Raw genomic sequence first — 17,713 nt, 5'->3', positions numbered from 1 at the left:
TTTTCAGGTATTTATCGAACTGTGACGAACGCAGCAACTGATGCTGTTTTTGGAACTTTGCCTGACAGGGACGCAATGAACCTTTGAGACGATTTCTATGTGTCTGTAGCGCGGACACTGAATCAGTCCTGCCCTGAGCGTTTATTCAATTCGAGCAAGGGAATCGCTCAATCATGAACCAGCAAATCATCTACAACGTCGAAGGCGAAAGCGATGACTTGAAGTCCGCGGTCGCGAGTGCTCAGGCAACCTTCAAGTTTTTCTGGCGGGAGCAGTCCTGGGAGGCACGCAGAATCATCAAGAGCCTCGACGTGGCGGCTGTAAAAATGTCGTTTGCTCTTGATTCTGATGATCCTCAGGTGCCTGCCATTGAAAACATGTGGGTCAGTGATGTCGAGTTCGACGGGCAATTCATCAGCGGCATACTCATGAACGAGCCTCGCTGGATTACGTCGCTGAAGGCTTCGGATCCGGTGAGGCTGCCATTTACTGCCCTCAATGACTGGATGTATGTCCGCGAAGGTCATGTGTACGGCGGCTTCACCGTTGATGCGCTGCGCAGTGGCATGTCGGCCTCGGATCGAGATGAGCACGATTGCGCTTGGGGCTTGAGCTTTGGAGAGCCAGGTACGGTAGAGCTGGTTCCTGCTGGAGAGGGACAGAAGCCTTGGTTGTTTTCACGCACGTTGAGCGGTGAGGCCGACCAGCAAGGGCTGACGGCTCTGGAGCACACGGAGCACCCAATGGCGTTGAACATGCGCGATAAAGTCGAGGACGGATTGCGGCAGCATCCCGAAGCTGTTCGGGATTTCGATACCGAAGGATGGTTGCTTCTGCACAGGGAGGTGCTGGCGGGTAACTATACGGTGGTTCATGCGCTTTTGCGCCATGGGGCGGATCCATTGACGCTAAACAGCGAAGGGGAGACGGCGCTGTCACTGGCCAGTCATGCGGGCTGGCCACGCATCCTTTGTTTACTCGAAGGAAGTGACCCGGATTACCACGGCCCGATTGAGCCCAAAGGATTTCCGCTGTGGCCGATTGGCTTGTTGTTGGTCGTGACTGCGCTGGCTTGGCTCTATTATCTGGTGATTCATCCCCTGCGCAGCGCCTGGGCGGGTCATGGCGTAACAATTGAAAGGCCGCTGGACTTTTTGGGCGCATTTTTCATGCTGGGGTTCGGGATAGTTTCATGCACGGGCCCTTGGTATTTCAGGCTGCGCGCGCGCACCCGGCAACTGGGTGGTAGCCGAGTCTTGGACATGGTGTCGATGATCGGATTGGTGTTAATCGCTCTGGTACTGCATGACCAGTTGCAGAGTTACGTCATCGGGCTGAGGCATTGAGGCACATTTCGTCTGTAGCCTGCGCTGGGGAGTAACCATAGGGGCTGGCTGGGGTCACACCGTCCAGCCCTTCGGAAAAGCCTGACGAGATCGGCCAGTCAAACGCCGCCCTTCACCCTTTCACCCCTTCACATTCATCGTGATCCGCGCGGTAAACACCTTCTGCCCGTCGGTATCGAACGCGTCCACCGGCACCACTTTGTCGCCGGGCGTGGACCAGTCGATGTCGCTGCCGTCCGCCACTGCGCGAATGTCGGTCTTGGCCTTGGCCAGATATTCGACGCTCATGCCTTTGGGAATCCAGCGCGCGCCTTCGGGGATGGACACGTCGGTCATGGTTCCGGCGACCAGTTCGGCGGCGTTGCACAGGGCGATGGCGTGTACGGTGCCCAGGTGGTTGGTGATTTCACGGCGAAAGCCGACGACGACTTCGGCATAGCCGGGGCGCAACTGCTGCAGCGTCGGGTGGATGGTGCTGAAGTAGGGCGCCATCTGGCAGACCATGGCGCTGAATTTCTCGGGACCGGCGCTGTTGAACATGGCGAGCGTGTTGTTCATGGGAACCTCGGGCGTGGTAAACAGAATATTATTCGGTGTGACGAGAGCCTAGATACCGAATAATATTCTGTAAATCCCGTTTGCCAGCCTTTGGCCGATTTGCCCTCATGAGGACTCATTTTGACCGCTACTGATCCGATTGCCGTTGCGCCGACCGTGCAGGTTGCCGCCGAGGTGCTGGAGCGCAGTTATCCCGGCGCGCGTGCGGCGCTCAAGCGCGACATTCTGCTCAGTGCGCTGGCGTGCTTTAACGAGCACGGTCTGGAACCGACCACCATCGACATGATCAGGGCGCGCTGTGGCACCAGCGTCGGCAATATCTACCACCACTTCGGCAACAAGGAGGGGGTGGTGGCGGCGTTGTTTTTCTGTGCACTGGACGATCTGGCGCGGCTGCGTGAGGCGTATCTGGCGACGGCGGGCAGCGCCCGTGAAGGCATCGCGGCGCTGGTGCAGAGTTATGTTGACTGGGTGACCCGGCAGCCGGATCTGGCGCGATTTCAGTATCAGGCGCGCTCGGTGGTCGCCACCGGGCCGCAGGCCGAGGCGCTGACGGAGCGTAATCGTCAGCGCAACGGGCATCTGAAAGGCTGGCTGGCCGATCCTGAACGGCGCAAGGCATTTCGGCCATGGCCGCCGGAGTTGTTTCTGTCGCTGATCGTCGGCCCTGCGGAGAGCTACTGCCGCGCCTGGCTGGCAGGGCGGGTCAGTACACCGCCGGGCGAGTATCGGGAGGAGCTGGCCGAGGCGGTCTGGATGTCGGTGGCGGCGCCGGTCTGACCAGGCGCCGTCGACGTCTTACAGCGCGCTGACGGCAGGCCCGGCGGGGAATTTCTTGCCGCGGCCAAACTTCAACAGTCCGGCAAGGATGAAGATCAGGCCGATAAGCCCGACCAGCACCGGGGTGCCCCACAGCGCGCCGAGGTCGTCGATCACGGCGGTGGTTGCCGGTTTTTCGGGGCGGTAGAACACCTGCACCGGCTGGCCGTTTTTATAGCCGTAGATCATGCCGCCCTGGGGGTAGGTGACCTGTTCGCCGCTGGCGCTGGAGAATTCGATTTGCGGGTGCGAGCCGCCGGCATTCAGCGAGGTGACCACGCCCGGCGCGCTCAGTGCCTGAGACAGAAAGCCGTAGCGTTCGCTGACCAGATCGCCGCTGATGGCCAGCAGCACAAGGCCGATGAAAGCGATGATCAAACCTTGCAGGAGAGAGGCGCGAGGGGGCGATGCGGTGCTCATGGGGTATGTCTTCCTTGATGATCCATGACGCGCGGATGCGCATCTGTGCAGTGTCTGCACCGGCGAGAATCCATGGGTTATTTCTCCGGGCACACGGAAATATAGAGTGACAGATCAGCCTGCGGCAATCAGTGGCACATAGCCGTTACTCGTCGAAAAACACCATGCCCTCATAGGGCTTGAGCCGACACTCCTGCAGCCGCGACTGCAGATCACCAACATGGACTTCCAGTTTGTGGCCGTCGGGGTCGAGGAAGTAGAAGGAGTCGCCCTCGCTTTTGTTGTCCTTCCACACGTTCACCGTCTGCTGCCGCAGGCGCTGGCTGAACCCGGCAAAGTCGGCCTGGGTGATGGAGAAGGCGTAGTGGGTGTAATCCGCCGCCGGACCATCGGCTTTCAGTGCGTCCAGCGACAGACACAGCCACAAATCACCGAGCGACAGATAGGCGCCGCGCAGCCAGCGGGCGTGCAGTTTGAAGCCGAGCACGTCGCGATAGAACTCGACACTGGGCGATAAATTCCGGGTGGCCAGGGTGATGTGGTTGAGGCCGGTCAGCATGCTGCGCTCCGATGACAATCGAGGTGACTCAGCATACCCCGGCAACACAGTCCGGCCGAGCGAGGATTCGGCCAGCCTGTATGTACTCAATCAAACGTGCTGATCAGCGCATAACCGGCAAAGGTCATCAGCAGCGAGCCCACCACGTGGGTCGTGATGGTCGCGGCTGCCCAGCCCGGGCGGCCATCCTGCAGCATGTACACCACCTCTGCGGAGAAGGTGGAAAAGGTGGTCAGGCCGCCGCAGAAACCGGTGGTGATGAACAGGCGCCAGGCGGGGTCCAGGCTTGGCGTCTTGAGGAAAAAGGCCATGGCCGCGCCGATCACGAAGCCGCCGATCAGGTTCACCAGCAAGGTGCCCAAAGGCAGATTGGGAAACACAGCATTGAATTTCAGGCCGATGGCCCAGCGCAGGACGCAACCGAGGCTGCCGCCGACTACAACGGCGAGAAGGGATTTGTACATGTCGTTCTTTCCAAGGGATTCAAAGGCCCACTGGAAAAACGCAAGGCGACAGCCTACGCACCCTTCCAGAGGGATTGCGTAGGCATCATCAGCACGGAGGCGGTTGATAAGGAGGAATGCCATCTCCTGAGCGGGCCATGCTATGCCAGCAAACGGCCATTTCTCAAGTGGGTCGATGAATGATGGCAATCTTGATCAGGAAAGCTGGCAGGTGTCGGAGATTTCTCTAACCTCTCATCATGCTTCCCTGCGTCCTGCCGGATATCGCCTCCATGACTGTCACTTCCCGCCTTCAATGTCTGATGATTCTGGGCTGCTGCCTGTCGTCCTTCGCCACGGTACAGGCGAGCGAGTGCAATCAGTACGAACCTGCCGACGCCACGCTCAGCGGCACCCTGACCCGTCAGGTCTTCCCTGGCCCGCCAGGTTTCGAGGACGTGGTCAGCGGCGACGAACCGCAGGTGGGCTTTTACCTGTCGCTGGCCGAGCCGTTGTGCATGCAGGGCAACCAGAACGAGGCGGACATCGGCGTCGAAGACAACGACACCCTGGTGCAACTGGTGCTGCAAGCGACCGACTACGACAACCTGCGTCCGTACCTGGACCAGCCCGTCGTGCTCAAGGGCACCCTGTTCGGCGCCGTCAACGGCTTCCACCACACCCCGGTGCTGATGCAGCAGGTGCAACTCATGAGCGGCATGGCCGGGGCGCCGGTCGACTGCGAACTGCTCAACCAGAAAGTCGGCATGCACGAAGACACCTACAGCCCGGCGCTGCAAGGCAAGATCATCGGCGGCAATGCCTGGATCTACCAGGCGCCCAACCCCACCTGCAGCAACAAGCGCGAACGCCTCGGCTCCGGCACCCCTGTCACCGTCAGCTCCATCGCCAACGGCGGCTGGGTCCGCGCGCAATTTCTCGGCAACGATGGCAAGGCACGCTCGGTCTGGCTGGATCAGGCGCAGGTGTTGTTGGGGGCGGGGGAGGAGTGACGTTCAGGTAGGTCGTTTGGGCTATAAGTTGTAAGCCAATTCCGAGAATTTCGGTGGTCGGCAATTCGACGTTTTTCGGGGGCTACCATGTGAGCCTTCAGCCCTCACGAATCAGGTCGAGATGAGCGAGCATCAATCGCGGGAATGGAAGGCCACCTGGCGTGACGACTATTTGAAATGGATATGCGGTTTTGCCAATGCAGAAGGCGGGACTCTGGAAATTGGGCGCAGCGACGCCGGTGAGCCGATAGGCATCGCTGATTCTGGGCGGCTACTGGAGGAAATACCCAATAAGGTTCGAGACATTCTCGGCATCATGGTGGACGTCAACCTTCTGGATATAGCCGGCAAGCGGCTCCTGGAAATCGTCGTACCTGCCTATCCCGCCCCTGTCAGCTATAAGGGCGAGTATCACTACCGTAGCGGTAGCACCAAGCAAGAGTTGAAAGGGGCCGCGCTGTCACGATTTCTCTTGCGCAAACAGGGTTTGCACTGGGACGGGCTCCCTGTTCCCGGTCTGCAATTGAGCGACTGCCTGCCTGCAGCCCTGCAACGTTTTCGGCAGCGAGCGGTTAGAAGTGGACGTGTTCATGAAGCCGTACTTGAGGACAGCGATCAAGCGCTCATCACCAGCCTTCAACTGGAGGAAGGTGCATTTTTGAAACGCGCAGCTGCACTGTTGTTCAGTGCTCAGCCGGAGCGTTTTGTACCGGGTGCGCTGATCAAAATCGGCTTCTTTGTCTCCAATCACGACCTTCGTTATCAGGATGAGGTGGGAGGTGATCTTTTTTCTCAGGTCGAGAAAACGCTGGATCTACTGACCAGCAAGTACCTCAAGGCCGACATCCGCTACGAAGGCCTGCAGCGGGTCGAGCGTTTTCCTTTCCCGTTACCCGCGCTCCGTGAAGCTCTGCTTAATGCGGTCATCCATAAAGACTATGCAAGCGGCATCGCTATCCAGATCAGCGTTTACGAGGATCATGTCGTCATCTGGAATCCCGGTCAGCTACCGGATCGTTGGGTTCATGAGCATTTGTTGAGCAAGCATCCGTCGCTGCCGTTCAACCCGTTGTTGGCATCCGTGTTTTTTCGGGCTGGTTACGTCGAGTCATGGGGCAGAGGTATTGAGAAGATTTTCAGTGAGTGCCGCAGCAACGATATTCCACCGCCACTATTCGATACCAGTCTGTCTGGGGTGATGGTGACGTTTCAAACGAGAGCCGCTACCCAGGAAGCTACCCAAGAAGCTACCCAAGAAGCTACCCAGGAAATTGCACCCGATTCGACACGAGAAAAAATTCTGACACTACTGCGTCAACACCCAGGGCTGACTCGACGTCAGCTGGCGAAGCATCTGAAGATCAGCGCAGATGGCGTCAAATACCATCTGGATGTTTTGAAAAGAAGCGGCACGATTCGCCATGTAGGCCCTACCAAGGGAGGGAGCTGGCAGGTGCTTGGGTGATCTGTACAGTGGCCCACAAAAAAGCCCGCACATTGGCGGGCTTCTTCTTTATGCAGATTTTCAGAACGTATCGCACGGGCTGAAATCAAAAATGGCGCACTTGGCGGGATTCGAACCCACGACCCCTGCCTTCGGAGGGCAGTACTCTATCCAGCTGAGCTACAAGTGCAAGCGGGCGCCATGATACTCATCTGGCCTGCGTGCGTCCATGCTGGCGAGTAAGTGTTGTTGATTTCGCACGCTGGCTCGTCATGTACGGCAGAGGTGTTGAGTATTTTTGCTTCAGGCGACCGGCTGCGTTCTTTTTTTCGAACGGGCTATTGTCCTTTAACCCTGTTGTCCCTAGGATTCGTTTGAGATTTCAAACGCCCCTGCTCGACTCTCCGCGTTTTTTTGCGAGTCGTGCCTGCGGGGCCCGGCGAAAGTTTTCCGGACGGCAGCCTCGTCTGAGGCGCCTTTAAACAATCAATAATTCGCTCCGCCTTGCGCGGTGCTGTTTAGGAGGCCGACATGCAGCTCAAAGATTCGAAGTTGTTCCGCCAACAGGCATACATCAACGGCGCCTGGGCCGATGCCGACAGCGGTCAGACCATCAAGGTCAACAACCCGGCGAACAACGAGATTCTGGGCACCGTCCCGAAAATGGGCGCCGCTGAAACCCGCCGTGCCATCGAAGCCGCCGACAAGGCGCTGCCGGCCTGGCGTGCGCTGACCGCCAAAGAGCGTGGCGCCAAGCTGCGTCGCTGGTTCGAGCTGATGATCGAAAACCAAGACGACCTCGGTCGCCTGATGACCCTGGAACAAGGCAAGCCGCTGGCCGAGGCCAAGGGCGAAATCGCCTACGCCGCCTCGTTCATCGAGTGGTTCTCCGAAGAAGCCAAGCGCGTTTACGGTGACGTGATTCCGGGCCACCAGCCGGACAAGCGCCTGATCGTGCTGAAACAGCCAATCGGCGTGACTGCAGCGATCACCCCGTGGAACTTCCCGGCAGCAATGATCACCCGTAAAGCCGGCCCTGCACTGGCTGCCGGTTGCACCATGGTGCTCAAGCCTGCTTCGCAGACCCCGTATTCCGCGCTGGCGCTGGCCGAACTGGCCGAGCGCGCTGGCATTCCTGCCGGTGTGTTCAGCGTCGTCACCGGCAGCGCCGGCGACATCGGCACCGAGCTGACCAGCAACCCGATCGTGCGCAAGCTGTCGTTCACCGGCTCGACCGAAATCGGTCGCCAGCTGATGGCCGAATGCGCCCACGACATCAAGAAAGTCTCGCTGGAACTGGGCGGCAACGCGCCGTTCATCGTGTTCGACGACGCGGACCTGGATAAGGCCGTCGAAGGCGCGATCATCTCCAAGTACCGCAACAACGGCCAGACCTGCGTCTGCGCCAACCGCATCTACGTGCAGGACGCGGTCTACGATGCTTTCGCCGAGAAGCTGAAAGCGGCCGTTGCCAAGCTGAAAGTCGGCGACGGCATGACCGAAGGCACCACCACCGGCCCGCTGATCGACGGCAAGGCCGTGGCGAAAGTCCAGGAACACATCGACGACGCGCTGAGCAAAGGCGCCAAGGTGCTGTCCGGCGGCAAGCTGATCGAAGGCAACTTCTTCGAACCGACTATTCTGGTCAACGTGCCGAAAGACGCCGCCGTCGCCAAGGAAGAAACCTTCGGCCCGCTGGCGCCGCTGTTCCGCTTCAAGGACGAAGCCGAAGTGATCGCGATGTCCAACGACACCGAATTCGGTCTGGCTTCGTACTTCTACGCGCAGAACATGAGCCGCGTGTTCCGCGTCGCCGAAGCGCTGGAATACGGCATGGTGGGTATCAACACCGGTCTGATCTCCAACGAAGTCGCGCCGTTCGGCGGTGTGAAGGCGTCGGGCCTGGGTCGTGAAGGCTCGAAATACGGCATCGAAGATTATCTGGAAATCAAATACCTCTGCCTCTCTGTCTAAGGCACGGGTTTTCAACCTGCGGGGCGCGAGAGCGACGTTCCACAGGTTTTTGTAGCACCAAAACCCTATTTGGTGGCCGGGAGGCCGTGACAGTCGATCATCGTATGCTGTCGCGGTTGACCCCCGCCGCTTGATCCTTGAACCACGCCGCCCGATGAGCGGTGAATGAGGAAATCATGAGCAAAACCAACGCATCCTTGATGAAACGCCGCGAAGCCGCTGTACCACGCGGCGTTGGTCAGATTCACCCGATCTTCGCCGAGTCCGCGAAGAACGCCACCGTTACCGACGTTGAAGGTCGTGAGTTCATCGACTTCGCCGGCGGCATCGCAGTACTGAACACCGGTCACCTGCACCCGAAAATCGTTGCGGCCGTGCAAGAGCAACTGACCAAGCTGACTCACACCTGCTTCCAGGTGCTGGCTTACGAGCCGTACGTCGAGCTGTGCGAAAAAATCAACGCCCGCGTACCAGGCGACTTCGCCAAGAAAACCCTGCTGGTCACCACCGGTTCCGAAGCCGTCGAGAACTCGATCAAGATCGCTCGCGCTGCCACTGGCCGTGCTGGCGTGATCGCTTTCACCGGCGCCTACCACGGCCGCACCATGATGACCCTGGGTCTGACCGGTAAAGTCGTCCCTTACTCGGCCGGCATGGGCCTGATGCCAGGCGGCATCTTCCGCGCGCTGTACCCGAACGAGCTGCACGGCGTGAGCGTCGACGACTCCATCGCCAGCATCGAGCGCATCTTCAAGAACGACGCCGAGCCGAAAGACATCGCGGCGATCATCCTTGAGCCAGTACAGGGCGAAGGCGGTTTCTACGTCGCGCCGAAAGCTTTCATGCTGCGTCTGCGCGAACTGTGCGACAAGCACGGCATTCTGCTGATCGCTGACGAAGTGCAGACTGGCGCTGGCCGTACCGGCACCTTCTTCGCCATGGAACAGATGGGCGTCGCTCCTGACCTGACCACCTTCGCCAAATCCATCGCTGGCGGCTTCCCGCTGGCCGGTGTCTGCGGCAAGGCCGAATACATGGACGCCATCGCTCCGGGCGGTCTGGGCGGCACTTACGCCGGTAGCCCGATTGCTTGCGCCGCAGCGCTGGCGGTCATGGAAGTGTTCGAAGAAGAGCACCTGCTGGACCGCAGCAAAGCGGTCGGCGAGCGTCTGGTCACCGGTCTGAAAGCCATTCAGGCCAAGCATCCTGGCGTGATCGGCGAAGTCCGTGCCCTGGGCGCGATGATCGCCATCGAATGCTTCGAAAACGGCGACACCCACAAACCAAACGCTGCTGCCGTTGCCCAAGTGGTCGCCAAGGCTCGCGACAAAGGCCTGATCCTGCTGTCCTGCGGCACCTACGGCAACGTTCTGCGCGTCCTGGTACCGCTGACTTCGCCGGACGAGCAACTGGACAAGGGCCTGAAGATCATCGAAGAGTGCTTCGCTGAAATCGCCTGAGGCTGATCGGTCGCATTTGTGAAAATGTGACCGAATCGTCAGAAAAGACCTGCTTCGGCAGGTTTTTTCGTTTTCTGACGTCAGAATTTTCTCTTTTCACCTGTCTCATCCGCCGCTCTTTGACTAATGTACGAAGACTGATGCCGGAGAGTCATGATGACCGCTGTAGAGGCACCTGCCGTACCCCGTGTACTGATTGCCGAAGCCGACCCGTGGACGCGGGAAATGCTCGGCGAACTCGTTCTGGATGTGCGCTGCGACGCTCAGCTGGATGTGTGCGTGGATGGCAGCCAGGCCGTGGAACTGATGCGCGGGTTCATTCCCGATCTGGTGATCGCTTCCCGCGAGCTGCCGGGGGTGGATGGCCTGAGCCTGTTGCGCGGCGTGCGCCTGTTGCGCCGACCGACGCCGGTGCGCTTCATCCTGCTCAGCAGCCGCAGCGACAGCGCCAGCGTGCGTGAGGCTGTGCAACTCGCCCCGACCGCCTACCTGACCAAACCCCTGAACATGGATGGCCTGCGCCAGCGCCTGATGACGCTGCTGTCGCCGGAAGGCGCGCAACTGACCTGTCCGGTCCCGACGCTGGCACCCGGCACTGGTCTTGATGCCTTCATGGAGAAACGCCGCGAGGTGGCCGATGGCGGGCCGCTCTACGTCGACGTGCGCGAGGCGGTGAAAAAATCCCAGGGCGCTGCCGGCGTCGATCTCAAACGGCTGGAGCGCGAGCTCGGCGAAGACCCCCATGTCACGGCGGTGTTGATCGCGGCTGCCAGCCACGCCTCGCAGCATCAGGGCAAATCCTTGCAGACTTTGGGGCAGGCGCTGACGGTGCTGGGCGCCGCCCAGAGCGCCACGCTGGTGCAGGGGCTGGCACTCAAACGCAGCGCAGTGCTGACCAACGAACTGCTGATTCAACAGGCCAACCAGATCTGGGAGGTGTCCCGTCGCACCGCCGGCTATGCGCGGATTCTGGCCCGTACGCTGGATCTGAACCATGAGCGCTGCTACTGCGCCGGGCTGCTCAGAAGTCTGGGCGATCTCACGGTGATTCGCTGTCTGCAGGAATGGCTGCTGGCTGGCGGCACGCTGGATGAAGCGAGCATCGCCAGTGCGCTGGAAAAATACGCGGCGTCGTTCGGCTCGGCCCTGCGCACCCGCTGGCGCCTGCCGCTGGAGCTACGCGAGCTGATCGCGGCGGTGTATCAGTACAACACCGGCGTGTATACCCGCGAGGTGTTGGCGATGAACCTCGCCGGGCAGATGGGCCGGCTGGGCGAGGAAGACCCGCTGGAAGCGCTGGCCAAGAGCAAATCGGCGCGGTTGCTCAAGGTCAATGCCACGGATCTGGAGCGGGTGCGCAACAAGTTGGTGGCGTGATGGATACCGAGGTGAATGCGATCCCCGTGGGAGGGAGCCCTGCTCGCGAAGGCGTCGTGTCAGACACACCGTCTTCGCGACCGTCGTAACCTCCGATCCCTCCCACAAGAGCTTTGTCAGCGACTGCCAGCGCCTACTGTTCAAACCAACACAATCTGATTCTTGCCCTGCCGCTTGGCCTGGTACATCGCCGCGTCGGCGCGGGCGTAGAGGGCTTCCAGGCTCTGGTCCGGCTTGCCGAGGTTGGTCAGGCCCTGGCTGGCGGTGATGCCGAAGGTCTTGTCGTTGCACTGGAACGACAGACGCTGAATCTCCCGTTGCAGGCGCTCGGCGATCTGCCGGGCCATTTCCGGGGCGCAACCGGGGAACACCGCCGCGAACTCTTCGCCACCGATGCGCCCGAACAGGTCGCCACGGCGCAGGGTCTTGCGCCCGCATTCGGCAATGCGTTGCAGCACCACGTCGCCTTCCTGGTGACCGTAGGTGTCGTTGACCAGCTTGAAGTCATCCACGTCCAGCAGCAGAAACGCCATCGGCGTGCCTTGCAGGCGGGCCTGTTCGAACTCGCGCTGGGCGCATTCGAAGAAATGCCGGCGGTTGCTGCTCTGGGTCAGCACGTCGGTGGTGGCCAGGCGTTGCAGTTCGTCTTCGAGCTGTTTCTTTTCGGTGATGTCTTCGGCGATGCCGACCACCGTCAAACGCTGGCCGGCCTGATGGCTGACGAAACATTTGTCGCTGAGCCAGCGCACCTGGCCGTCGGCGCGGATGATGCGGTACTCGCGGTCTTCGATGGAGCCTTTTTCCAGCACTTCGCTGAGGCTGCGCTCGGCGTAGTCCAGGTCATCCGGATAGATGCTGTCGCGCCATTCGCCGAAGTCGGCCAGCAGCAGGCCGGCCGAGCGACCGAAAATGCGCTCGTAGGCGGGGCTGACGTAAATCATCCGCTGGGTCTGCCAGTCGAACGCCCAAAGCACGGCGTTGACGCTGACCAGCAGCGAACTGAACAGCTGCTCGCGTTCGCTCAGGCGCGCGACTTCGGCCTGGGCGTGCATCAGCGCCAGCAAGGTTTCGGCTGCAGCAGGGGTTTCGATCGGAGAGGTCGTGATGTCCATGAGCACTGCATCTCGGAATAAGGTGCGGCGCACAGCCACAACATGTCACACAGGATAGTGCGAAGGTGCTAATGAGATCGGTGTAGTGGCACTTAGTTCCGACGGGCGCACACCCGAACGGGTGTGCGCCGATCAACGGCATCAGCCGTGGTGGGGGCGCAGCGAGTAGGTTTTCAGCTGATCGGCGAATTCGCGCAGGGACTGAATGCCGCTGGCTTCAGCTTCGTGCATCCATTCCTTGATCGCCGCGAGCATGTCGTGGCCGTTGCTGCTGGTTCTGGCCCAGATTTGTTGCAGCGCCAGACGTTTTTCGTAGATCACTTTCAGCGCCTGGCTGTGCTCCAGCATGGTCTGGATGCGCAACTGATGTTTATCGTCCAGCAGGCTGGTTTCCCGCGACAGCAGACGCTTGGCGCGGCGGAACTGATGACGCACCGAGGCGTCGGCCTTGGCCAGTTCCTGTTTGACCAGCGGTGCGATCACCAGCTTGCGGTACTGCGCCATGATCTGAAAACGGTTGTTGAGGATCGCCATGGCGGTGTCCATGTCGACGTTACCCTTGCCGGCGACACGGTGGGCAATCGGCGCGACCCGTTGCACCTTGGCCAGACGCAGCCAGCAGAACAGCTTGATCCACGCCCAGCCCATGTCGAACTCCCAGCGCTTGACCGACAGCTTGGCCGAGTTCGGGTAGGTGTGATGGTTGTTGTGCAGCTCTTCGCCGCCGATCAGGATGCCCCACGGCACAAGATTGGTGGCGGCGTCGCGGCATTCGAAGTTGCGATAGCCGACCGCATGACCCAGGCCGTTGACCACGCCGGCGGCCCACAGCGGAATCCACATCATCTGGATGGCCCAGACGGTGATGCCGATCACGCCGAACAGCGCCAGATCGAGCACCGCCATGATCGCGACCCCCAGGAGCGGATAGCGCGAGTACAGATTGCGTTCGATCCAGTCTTCCGGGCAGTTCTTGCCGTAGATGCGCAGGGTTTCCGGGTTCTCCGCTTCGGCGCGGTACAGCTCGGCGCCCTTGCGCAGCACGGTCGACAGGCCCTTGATCACCGGGCTGTGCGGGTCATCCTCGGTTTCGCATTTGGCGTGGTGCTTGCGGTGAACGGCCGTCCACTCGCGGGTGTTCTGCGCCGTGGTCAGCCACAGCCAGAAGCGGAAAAAGTGTTTGAGACCGGCATTCAGCTCCAGCGAGCGATGAGCCGAATAGCGGTGCAGATAGATCGTGACGCTGACGATGGTGATGTGCGTCATCGCCAGAACCACGGCGACCAGTTGCCAGACCGAAAGGTCGAGCAGACCATTGTTCCACATAGGCTTTGGTGCCCTCGTTGTTGTAGTGCGGCAGCGCGCATTATCACTTAGCCATCTGATAAAACCAGTGGCCGTCGTGGACAAGCGTGGCAAGATGTTTCTTGCTCTATAATCCTGAGCTTTCGTAAGGCTTTTTACTTTTCTATGTCAGCTATCACCCGAGATGCGCTCCGAACCGCACTGTTGTATGGGCTGCTGTCGATTTTCTGGCTGGCATTCAGCGATGGCCTGCTCCCTCGGCTGATCGAAGATCCGGTGCGTCTGGCCGATGCCCAACTGATGAGCGGTTATGCCTGGCTCGTGCTCAGCGCGCTGGCGATCTTCCTTGCCCGCTCGCGGCTGGCGCGTTTCATGGGGCGCAAGGCCCGCGCCCGGCATGCAGAAGACATGCAGAGCCTGCGGCTGGCCGCAGCGGTGTTCGACAGCACCCTGGAAGGCGTGCTGGTGACTGACGCCGATGGCGTGATCGTGCACGCCAACCGCGCATTCATGGAGATCACCGGCTATCAACAGGAAGAAGTGCTTGGCTTGCGCCCCAACACCTTCAAGTCCGGGCGTCACGGTCCGGAATTCTACGAGCGCATGTACAAGACCATCCTCTCCGCCGGGCAGTGGAGTGGCGAGATCTGGAATCGGCGCAAGGACGGCGAAATCTACCCGCAGTGGCAGAGCATTCGCTCGATCCGCAACGATCAGGGCGAAATCACTCATTTTGTGGCGGTGTTTTCCGACATCACTTCGGTCAAGCATTCCGAACGCGAGCTGGCCCATCTGGCCCATTACGACGCGCTGACCGGGCTGCCCAACCGCCTGCTGTTCAACGATCGCGCCGAACAGGCGCAGACCTATGCGCGGCGCAACAAGAAGAACCTGGCGCTGCTGCTGATCGATCTGGACCACTTCAAGCACATCAACGACAGCCTCGGCCATAACGTCGGCGACGAAGTGCTCAAGGCGGTCAGCGTGCGTCTGGTCGAGCTGCTGGGCAAAAGCGTCACCCTGTCGCGCCTGGGTGGCGACGAATTCGCCGTGCTGCTGGAGAAACCACAGCAGGCCAGCCAGGCGGCGGAGCTGGCGCAGAGCATTCTCGATGGCCTGCGCGAGCCGTTCGTGCTCGACGGTCAGTCGCTGTTTCTCACCGCAAGCATCGGCATCAGCGTGTTCCCCAACGACGCCTTGAGCGCCGAACAATTGCTGCGCAACGCCGACGCTGCGCTGTTTCAGGCCAAGCGGCAGGGTCGGGAAAGCTACGCGCTGTACACCGAAGAGTTGACCGCCCACGCCCAGCGGAGGGTCGAGCTGACCGCCGAGTTGCGCCGGGCCATCGGGCAGAACGAGCTGCGCGTGTTTTATCAGCCGATCCACAGCCTGAGCAGCCGTCGCATCGAGGGCGTTGAAGCGCTGGTGCGTTGGGAACATCCCCAGCACGGCATGATTTCTCCGGGGGAATTCATCCCGATTGCCGAGCAGAGCGGGCTGATCGGCGACATCGACCACTGGGTACTGACCCAGGCCTGCCAGCAGATGGGCCGCTGGCTCGCCGACGGCGTGCAGATCGCGTTTGTCGCGGTCAACGTCTCCAGTCGTCTGTTCAGTCGCGGTGATCTCGACCAGCGCGTGGCGCGGGTGTTGGCCGACACCGGTCTGGCGCCGCAGTACCTGGAACTGGAAGTCACCGAAAGCGCGATCATGGACGACCCGGAACAGGCCATCGAGCAGCTGCACCGCCTGCGCGAACTGGGCCTGAAGCTGTCCATCGACGATTTCGGCACCGGCTATTCCTCGCTGCTGCGGCTCAAGCGCATGCCGGTGCAAAAGCTGAAAATCGATCAGGGCTTCGTGGCCGGTCTGCCGGAGGACGATGATGACATCGCTATCGTCCGCGCGATCATCGCTCTGGCTCAGGCGATGGGCATGCGTGTGCTGGCCGAAGGCATCGAGCAGGCCGATCAGGCGAGTTTCCTGCTGAACAACCAGTGCGAGCTGGGGCAGGGCTACTGGTTCGCCCGGCCGATGCCGGCGGCGCAGATCAACTGGGAGCATGCGCCGGTGTTTGTGTCGGTTTGAGAGAATTGTTCTCTCTGATTACCGCCGATTTACCGGTAGGAGTGAGCTTGCTCGCGATTCGCTTTGTCATGTACCGCATTGGCGCCTGACACACCGCTGATCGCGAGCAAGCTCACTCCTACAGGAATCTGGCAGGCCCCAGGTCTTTAAATTCCTTTTAGCTATATCTGCATTCTTAAATAGTATTTTTAAGAATAAATGCGCCTCTCTAAGATGACTCCTACGCCACAAGCAGCCGCCTTCCGCCACGCCGCTGCGGGCAACCCTTTCAAGGAGCACCATCATGAGCGCATCTCTACGTAGCGTTGACGGCCAGGACGAAGCAAGCATTCTGCGGGAAATTCAGAGCGCGCTGCGGGACCTGCGGTTCGGCGCAGTCGAAATCACCGTGCACAACGCGCAGGTGGTGCAGATCGAGCGCAAGGAAAAATTCCGCCTGCAGAACCCTGGCAAACAGCAGGGCTGAACAACACCGGTATCCCCTGTAGGAGCGTGGCTTGCCCCGCAATTTCTGTAGGAGCTGGCTTGCCCTGCGAGCGGCGACGAAGTCGTCGTAAAACCGTTAGATGCGGTGTGTCAGGGATGCACAGTCGTCAGGTTTTACGACTGCTGTGCAGCCGGTCGCAGGACAAGCCAGCGCCTACAAATAAAACTAGAAAAACGCCAACAACACCGATTTCCAGGAGCTTGATTCATGTCCATTCGTCGTTACGCGCTGGCCGCTCTCGCCAGTGCCGTGTTTGCCGGTTCCGCCGTTGCCAAGGACTACACGCTGTTGAACGTGTCGTACGATCCGACCCGTGAGCTGTATCAGGACTACAACGCCGAGTTCGCCAGCTATTGGGCCAAAGCTCACCCTGGCGACACCGTGAAGATCAACCAGTCCCACGGTGGTTCGGGCAAGCAGGGCCGCTCGGTGATCGACGGCTCGCCTGCCGACGTGGTGACCCTGGCGCTGGCCGGTGACATCGACGAAATCGCCAAGCTAGGCAAATCCCTGCCGGCCGACTGGCAGAAACGCCTGCCGGACGCCAGCACGCCGTACACCTCGACCATCGTGTTCCTGGTGCGCAAGGGCAACCCGAAAGGCATCAAGGACTGGGGCGACCTGATCAAGAAAGACGTGTCGGTGATCACGCCGAACCCGAAAACCTCCGGTGGTGCGCGCTGGAACTTCCTCGCCGCCTACGCCTATGGCCTGAAGGCCAACAACGGTGACGAAACCAAGGCCAAGGCCTACATCACCGAGCTGTTCAAGCACGTACCGGTGCTGGACACCGGCGCTCGCGGTGCAACCATCAGCTTCGTGCAGAACAACCTGGGCGACGTGCTGCTGGCCTGGGAAAACGAAGCCTTCCTGTCGCTGAAAGAAGACGGCGGCGCCGACAAGTTCGACATCGTCGTGCCTTCGCTGTCGATTCTGGCCGAGCCTCCGGTGGCCGTGGTCGACAAGAACGCCGAGAAGAAGGGCAACACCGAAATCGCTACCGAATACCTGAAGCACCTGTACAGCAAGGAAGGCCAGGAAATCGCCGCGAAAAACTTCTATCGTCCGCGTGACAAGGAAGTGGCCGCCAAGTACGAGAAGCAATTTCCGAAACTGGACCTGGTGACCATCGACAAGGATTTCGGTGGCTGGAAATCGGCACAACCTAAGTTCTTCGATGACGGTGGCGTGTTCGACCAGATCTACGTGCCGCAGTAATACACCTTGTAGGAGTGAGCTTGCTCGCGATCCGGTCGGCCAGACACCACGATGGCGACTGACATACCGCTGATCGCGAGCAAGATGGGG

The 17,713-nt window shown here is 60.4% G+C and carries 16 protein-coding genes, 1 tRNA gene and 1 riboswitch; of the genes, 10 read left to right on the top strand and 7 right to left on the bottom strand.

Annotation, left to right across the window (positions count from 1 at the left end):
• The first annotated feature begins 173 nt into the window (after window positions 1-173).
• Window positions 174-1,346: a DUF2314 domain-containing protein gene (locus ACIPL0_RS22365; protein ID WP_400599275.1), complete on the top strand. Its 1,173-nt coding sequence runs from the start codon at window positions 174-176 to the stop codon at window positions 1,344-1,346.
• Window positions 1,347-1,466: 120 nt separating this feature from the next.
• Here ACIPL0_RS22365 and ACIPL0_RS22360 read toward each other — a convergent pair whose 3' ends face one another.
• Window positions 1,467-1,904 carry a hotdog fold domain-containing protein gene (locus ACIPL0_RS22360; protein WP_400599276.1) on the bottom strand — a complete coding sequence of 146 codons (438 nt, stop codon included), beginning with the start codon at window positions 1,902-1,904 and terminating at the stop codon, window positions 1,467-1,469.
• A 120-nt stretch (window positions 1,905-2,024) separates the two neighbouring features.
• Here ACIPL0_RS22360 and ACIPL0_RS22355 point away from each other — a divergent pair, with 120 nt between their 5' ends.
• Window positions 2,025-2,684: a TetR/AcrR family transcriptional regulator gene (locus ACIPL0_RS22355; RefSeq protein ID WP_400599277.1), complete on the top strand. Its 660-nt coding sequence runs from the start codon at window positions 2,025-2,027 to the stop codon at window positions 2,682-2,684.
• Window positions 2,685-2,702: 18 nt separating this feature from the next.
• Here the strand turns inward: ACIPL0_RS22355 and ACIPL0_RS22350 are convergent, their stop codons facing one another.
• From ACIPL0_RS22350 to crcB, 3 genes are all read right to left on the bottom strand, one after another.
• The gene (locus tag ACIPL0_RS22350; protein WP_400599279.1) at window positions 2,703-3,143 is read right to left on the bottom strand and encodes a DUF3592 domain-containing protein; all 441 of its coding nucleotides are present in this window, start codon (window positions 3,141-3,143) and stop codon (window positions 2,703-2,705) included.
• A 145-nt stretch (window positions 3,144-3,288) separates the two neighbouring features.
• Entirely contained in the window at window positions 3,289-3,702 is a 414-nt protein-coding gene (gene fos / locus ACIPL0_RS22345; protein ID WP_400599280.1) for a fosfomycin resistance glutathione transferase, read from the bottom strand.
• 86 nt (window positions 3,703-3,788) lie between these two features.
• Window positions 3,789-4,166, bottom strand: a complete 378-nt coding sequence (gene crcB / locus ACIPL0_RS22340) for a fluoride efflux transporter CrcB (RefSeq protein WP_400599281.1) — start codon at window positions 4,164-4,166, stop codon at window positions 3,789-3,791.
• Between the two features lie 72 nt (window positions 4,167-4,238).
• Window positions 4,239-4,302, bottom strand: a riboswitch (Fluoride riboswitch).
• 136 nt (window positions 4,303-4,438) lie between these two features.
• Between crcB and ACIPL0_RS22335 the strand changes: the two genes are divergently transcribed.
• Both ACIPL0_RS22335 and ACIPL0_RS22330 read left to right on the top strand, forming a co-directional pair.
• Window positions 4,439-5,158, top strand: coding sequence for a DUF4431 domain-containing protein (locus ACIPL0_RS22335; protein ID WP_400599282.1), 720 nt, complete (start codon window positions 4,439-4,441; stop codon window positions 5,156-5,158).
• A gap of 121 nt (window positions 5,159-5,279) precedes the next feature.
• The gene (locus ACIPL0_RS22330) at window positions 5,280-6,623 is read left to right on the top strand and encodes an ATP-binding protein (protein ID WP_400599283.1); all 1,344 of its coding nucleotides are present in this window, start codon (window positions 5,280-5,282) and stop codon (window positions 6,621-6,623) included.
• Between the two features lie 92 nt (window positions 6,624-6,715).
• Here the strand turns inward: ACIPL0_RS22330 and ACIPL0_RS22325 are convergent.
• Window positions 6,716-6,792 (bottom strand) — tRNA-Arg (locus ACIPL0_RS22325).
• 341 nt (window positions 6,793-7,133) lie between these two features.
• On the opposite strand from ACIPL0_RS22325, the gene gabD reads away from it, so the two are divergent.
• The 3 genes from gabD to ACIPL0_RS22310 all read left to right on the top strand — a co-directional run bounded on the left by gabD (window position 7,134) and on the right by ACIPL0_RS22310 (window position 11,413).
• A complete protein-coding gene (gene gabD, locus ACIPL0_RS22320) occupies window positions 7,134-8,576 on the top strand; it encodes an NADP-dependent succinate-semialdehyde dehydrogenase (protein WP_400599284.1) in 1,443 nt (480 codons plus the stop codon).
• A gap of 176 nt (window positions 8,577-8,752) precedes the next feature.
• Window positions 8,753-10,036 carry a 4-aminobutyrate--2-oxoglutarate transaminase gene (gabT, locus tag ACIPL0_RS22315; protein WP_400599285.1) on the top strand — a complete coding sequence of 428 codons (1,284 nt, stop codon included), beginning with the start codon at window positions 8,753-8,755 and terminating at the stop codon, window positions 10,034-10,036.
• Window positions 10,037-10,189: 153 nt separating this feature from the next.
• Window positions 10,190-11,413: an HDOD domain-containing protein gene (locus ACIPL0_RS22310; protein WP_400599286.1), complete on the top strand. Its 1,224-nt coding sequence runs from the start codon at window positions 10,190-10,192 to the stop codon at window positions 11,411-11,413.
• Window positions 11,414-11,553: 140 nt separating this feature from the next.
• On the opposite strand, the gene ACIPL0_RS22305 is transcribed toward ACIPL0_RS22310, so the two are convergent.
• Window positions 11,554-12,525, bottom strand: coding sequence for a GGDEF domain-containing protein (locus tag ACIPL0_RS22305; RefSeq protein WP_400599287.1), 972 nt, complete (start codon window positions 12,523-12,525; stop codon window positions 11,554-11,556).
• A 141-nt stretch (window positions 12,526-12,666) separates the two neighbouring features.
• Window positions 12,667-13,851, bottom strand: coding sequence for a delta-9 fatty acid desaturase DesA (desA, locus tag ACIPL0_RS22300; RefSeq protein WP_400599288.1), 1,185 nt, complete (start codon window positions 13,849-13,851; stop codon window positions 12,667-12,669).
• Between the two features lie 144 nt (window positions 13,852-13,995).
• On the opposite strand from desA, the gene dibA reads away from it, so the two are divergent.
• From dibA to ACIPL0_RS22285, 3 genes are all read left to right on the top strand, one after another.
• A complete protein-coding gene (dibA, locus tag ACIPL0_RS22295; RefSeq protein ID WP_400599290.1) occupies window positions 13,996-15,918 on the top strand; it encodes a phosphodiesterase DibA in 1,923 nt (640 codons plus the stop codon).
• Between the two features lie 283 nt (window positions 15,919-16,201).
• On the top strand, window positions 16,202-16,384 hold the full coding sequence (gene oscA / locus ACIPL0_RS22290) for a sulfur starvation response protein OscA (protein ID WP_081565193.1): 183 nt from the start codon (window positions 16,202-16,204) through the stop codon (window positions 16,382-16,384).
• A gap of 228 nt (window positions 16,385-16,612) precedes the next feature.
• Window positions 16,613-17,623 carry a sulfate ABC transporter substrate-binding protein gene (locus ACIPL0_RS22285; protein ID WP_400599291.1) on the top strand — a complete coding sequence of 337 codons (1,011 nt, stop codon included), beginning with the start codon at window positions 16,613-16,615 and terminating at the stop codon, window positions 17,621-17,623.
• The last annotated feature ends 90 nt before the right edge of the window (window positions 17,624-17,713 follow it).

Origin of the sequence: Pseudomonas sp. NPDC090208 (genome assembly GCF_044746785.1) — a bacterium.
In the GTDB taxonomy this organism is placed as follows: Bacteria; Pseudomonadota; Gammaproteobacteria; order Pseudomonadales; family Pseudomonadaceae; genus Aquipseudomonas.
The sequence above is the reverse complement of the archived record's forward strand: the minus strand, read 5'-3'. Positions and strand labels throughout refer to the sequence as shown.

What these genes read in the sequence shown, in the direction of transcription:
- ACIPL0_RS22365 (WP_400599275.1), top strand. Translation starts at nt 174, where the DNA reads ATGAACCAGCAAATCATCTACAACGTCGAAGGCGAAAGCGATGACTTG.
- ACIPL0_RS22360 (WP_400599276.1), bottom strand. Translation starts at nt 1,904, where the DNA reads ATGAACAACACGCTCGCCATGTTCAACAGCGCCGGTCCCGAGAAATTC.
- ACIPL0_RS22350 (WP_400599279.1), bottom strand. Translation starts at nt 3,143, where the DNA reads ATGAGCACCGCATCGCCCCCTCGCGCCTCTCTCCTGCAAGGTTTGATC.
- fos (WP_400599280.1), bottom strand. Translation starts at nt 3,702, where the DNA reads ATGCTGACCGGCCTCAACCACATCACCCTGGCCACCCGGAATTTATCG.
- crcB (WP_400599281.1), bottom strand. Translation starts at nt 4,166, where the DNA reads ATGTACAAATCCCTTCTCGCCGTTGTAGTCGGCGGCAGCCTCGGTTGC.
- ACIPL0_RS22335 (WP_400599282.1), top strand. Translation starts at nt 4,439, where the DNA reads ATGACTGTCACTTCCCGCCTTCAATGTCTGATGATTCTGGGCTGCTGC.
- ACIPL0_RS22330 (WP_400599283.1), top strand. Translation starts at nt 5,280, where the DNA reads ATGAGCGAGCATCAATCGCGGGAATGGAAGGCCACCTGGCGTGACGAC.
- gabD (WP_400599284.1), top strand. Translation starts at nt 7,134, where the DNA reads ATGCAGCTCAAAGATTCGAAGTTGTTCCGCCAACAGGCATACATCAAC.
- gabT (WP_400599285.1), top strand. Translation starts at nt 8,753, where the DNA reads ATGAGCAAAACCAACGCATCCTTGATGAAACGCCGCGAAGCCGCTGTA.
- ACIPL0_RS22310 (WP_400599286.1), top strand. Translation starts at nt 10,190, where the DNA reads ATGATGACCGCTGTAGAGGCACCTGCCGTACCCCGTGTACTGATTGCC.
- ACIPL0_RS22305 (WP_400599287.1), bottom strand. Translation starts at nt 12,525, where the DNA reads ATGGACATCACGACCTCTCCGATCGAAACCCCTGCTGCAGCCGAAACC.
- desA (WP_400599288.1), bottom strand. Translation starts at nt 13,851, where the DNA reads ATGTGGAACAATGGTCTGCTCGACCTTTCGGTCTGGCAACTGGTCGCC.
- dibA (WP_400599290.1), top strand. Translation starts at nt 13,996, where the DNA reads ATGTCAGCTATCACCCGAGATGCGCTCCGAACCGCACTGTTGTATGGG.
- oscA (WP_081565193.1), top strand. Translation starts at nt 16,202, where the DNA reads ATGAGCGCATCTCTACGTAGCGTTGACGGCCAGGACGAAGCAAGCATT.
- ACIPL0_RS22285 (WP_400599291.1), top strand. Translation starts at nt 16,613, where the DNA reads ATGTCCATTCGTCGTTACGCGCTGGCCGCTCTCGCCAGTGCCGTGTTT.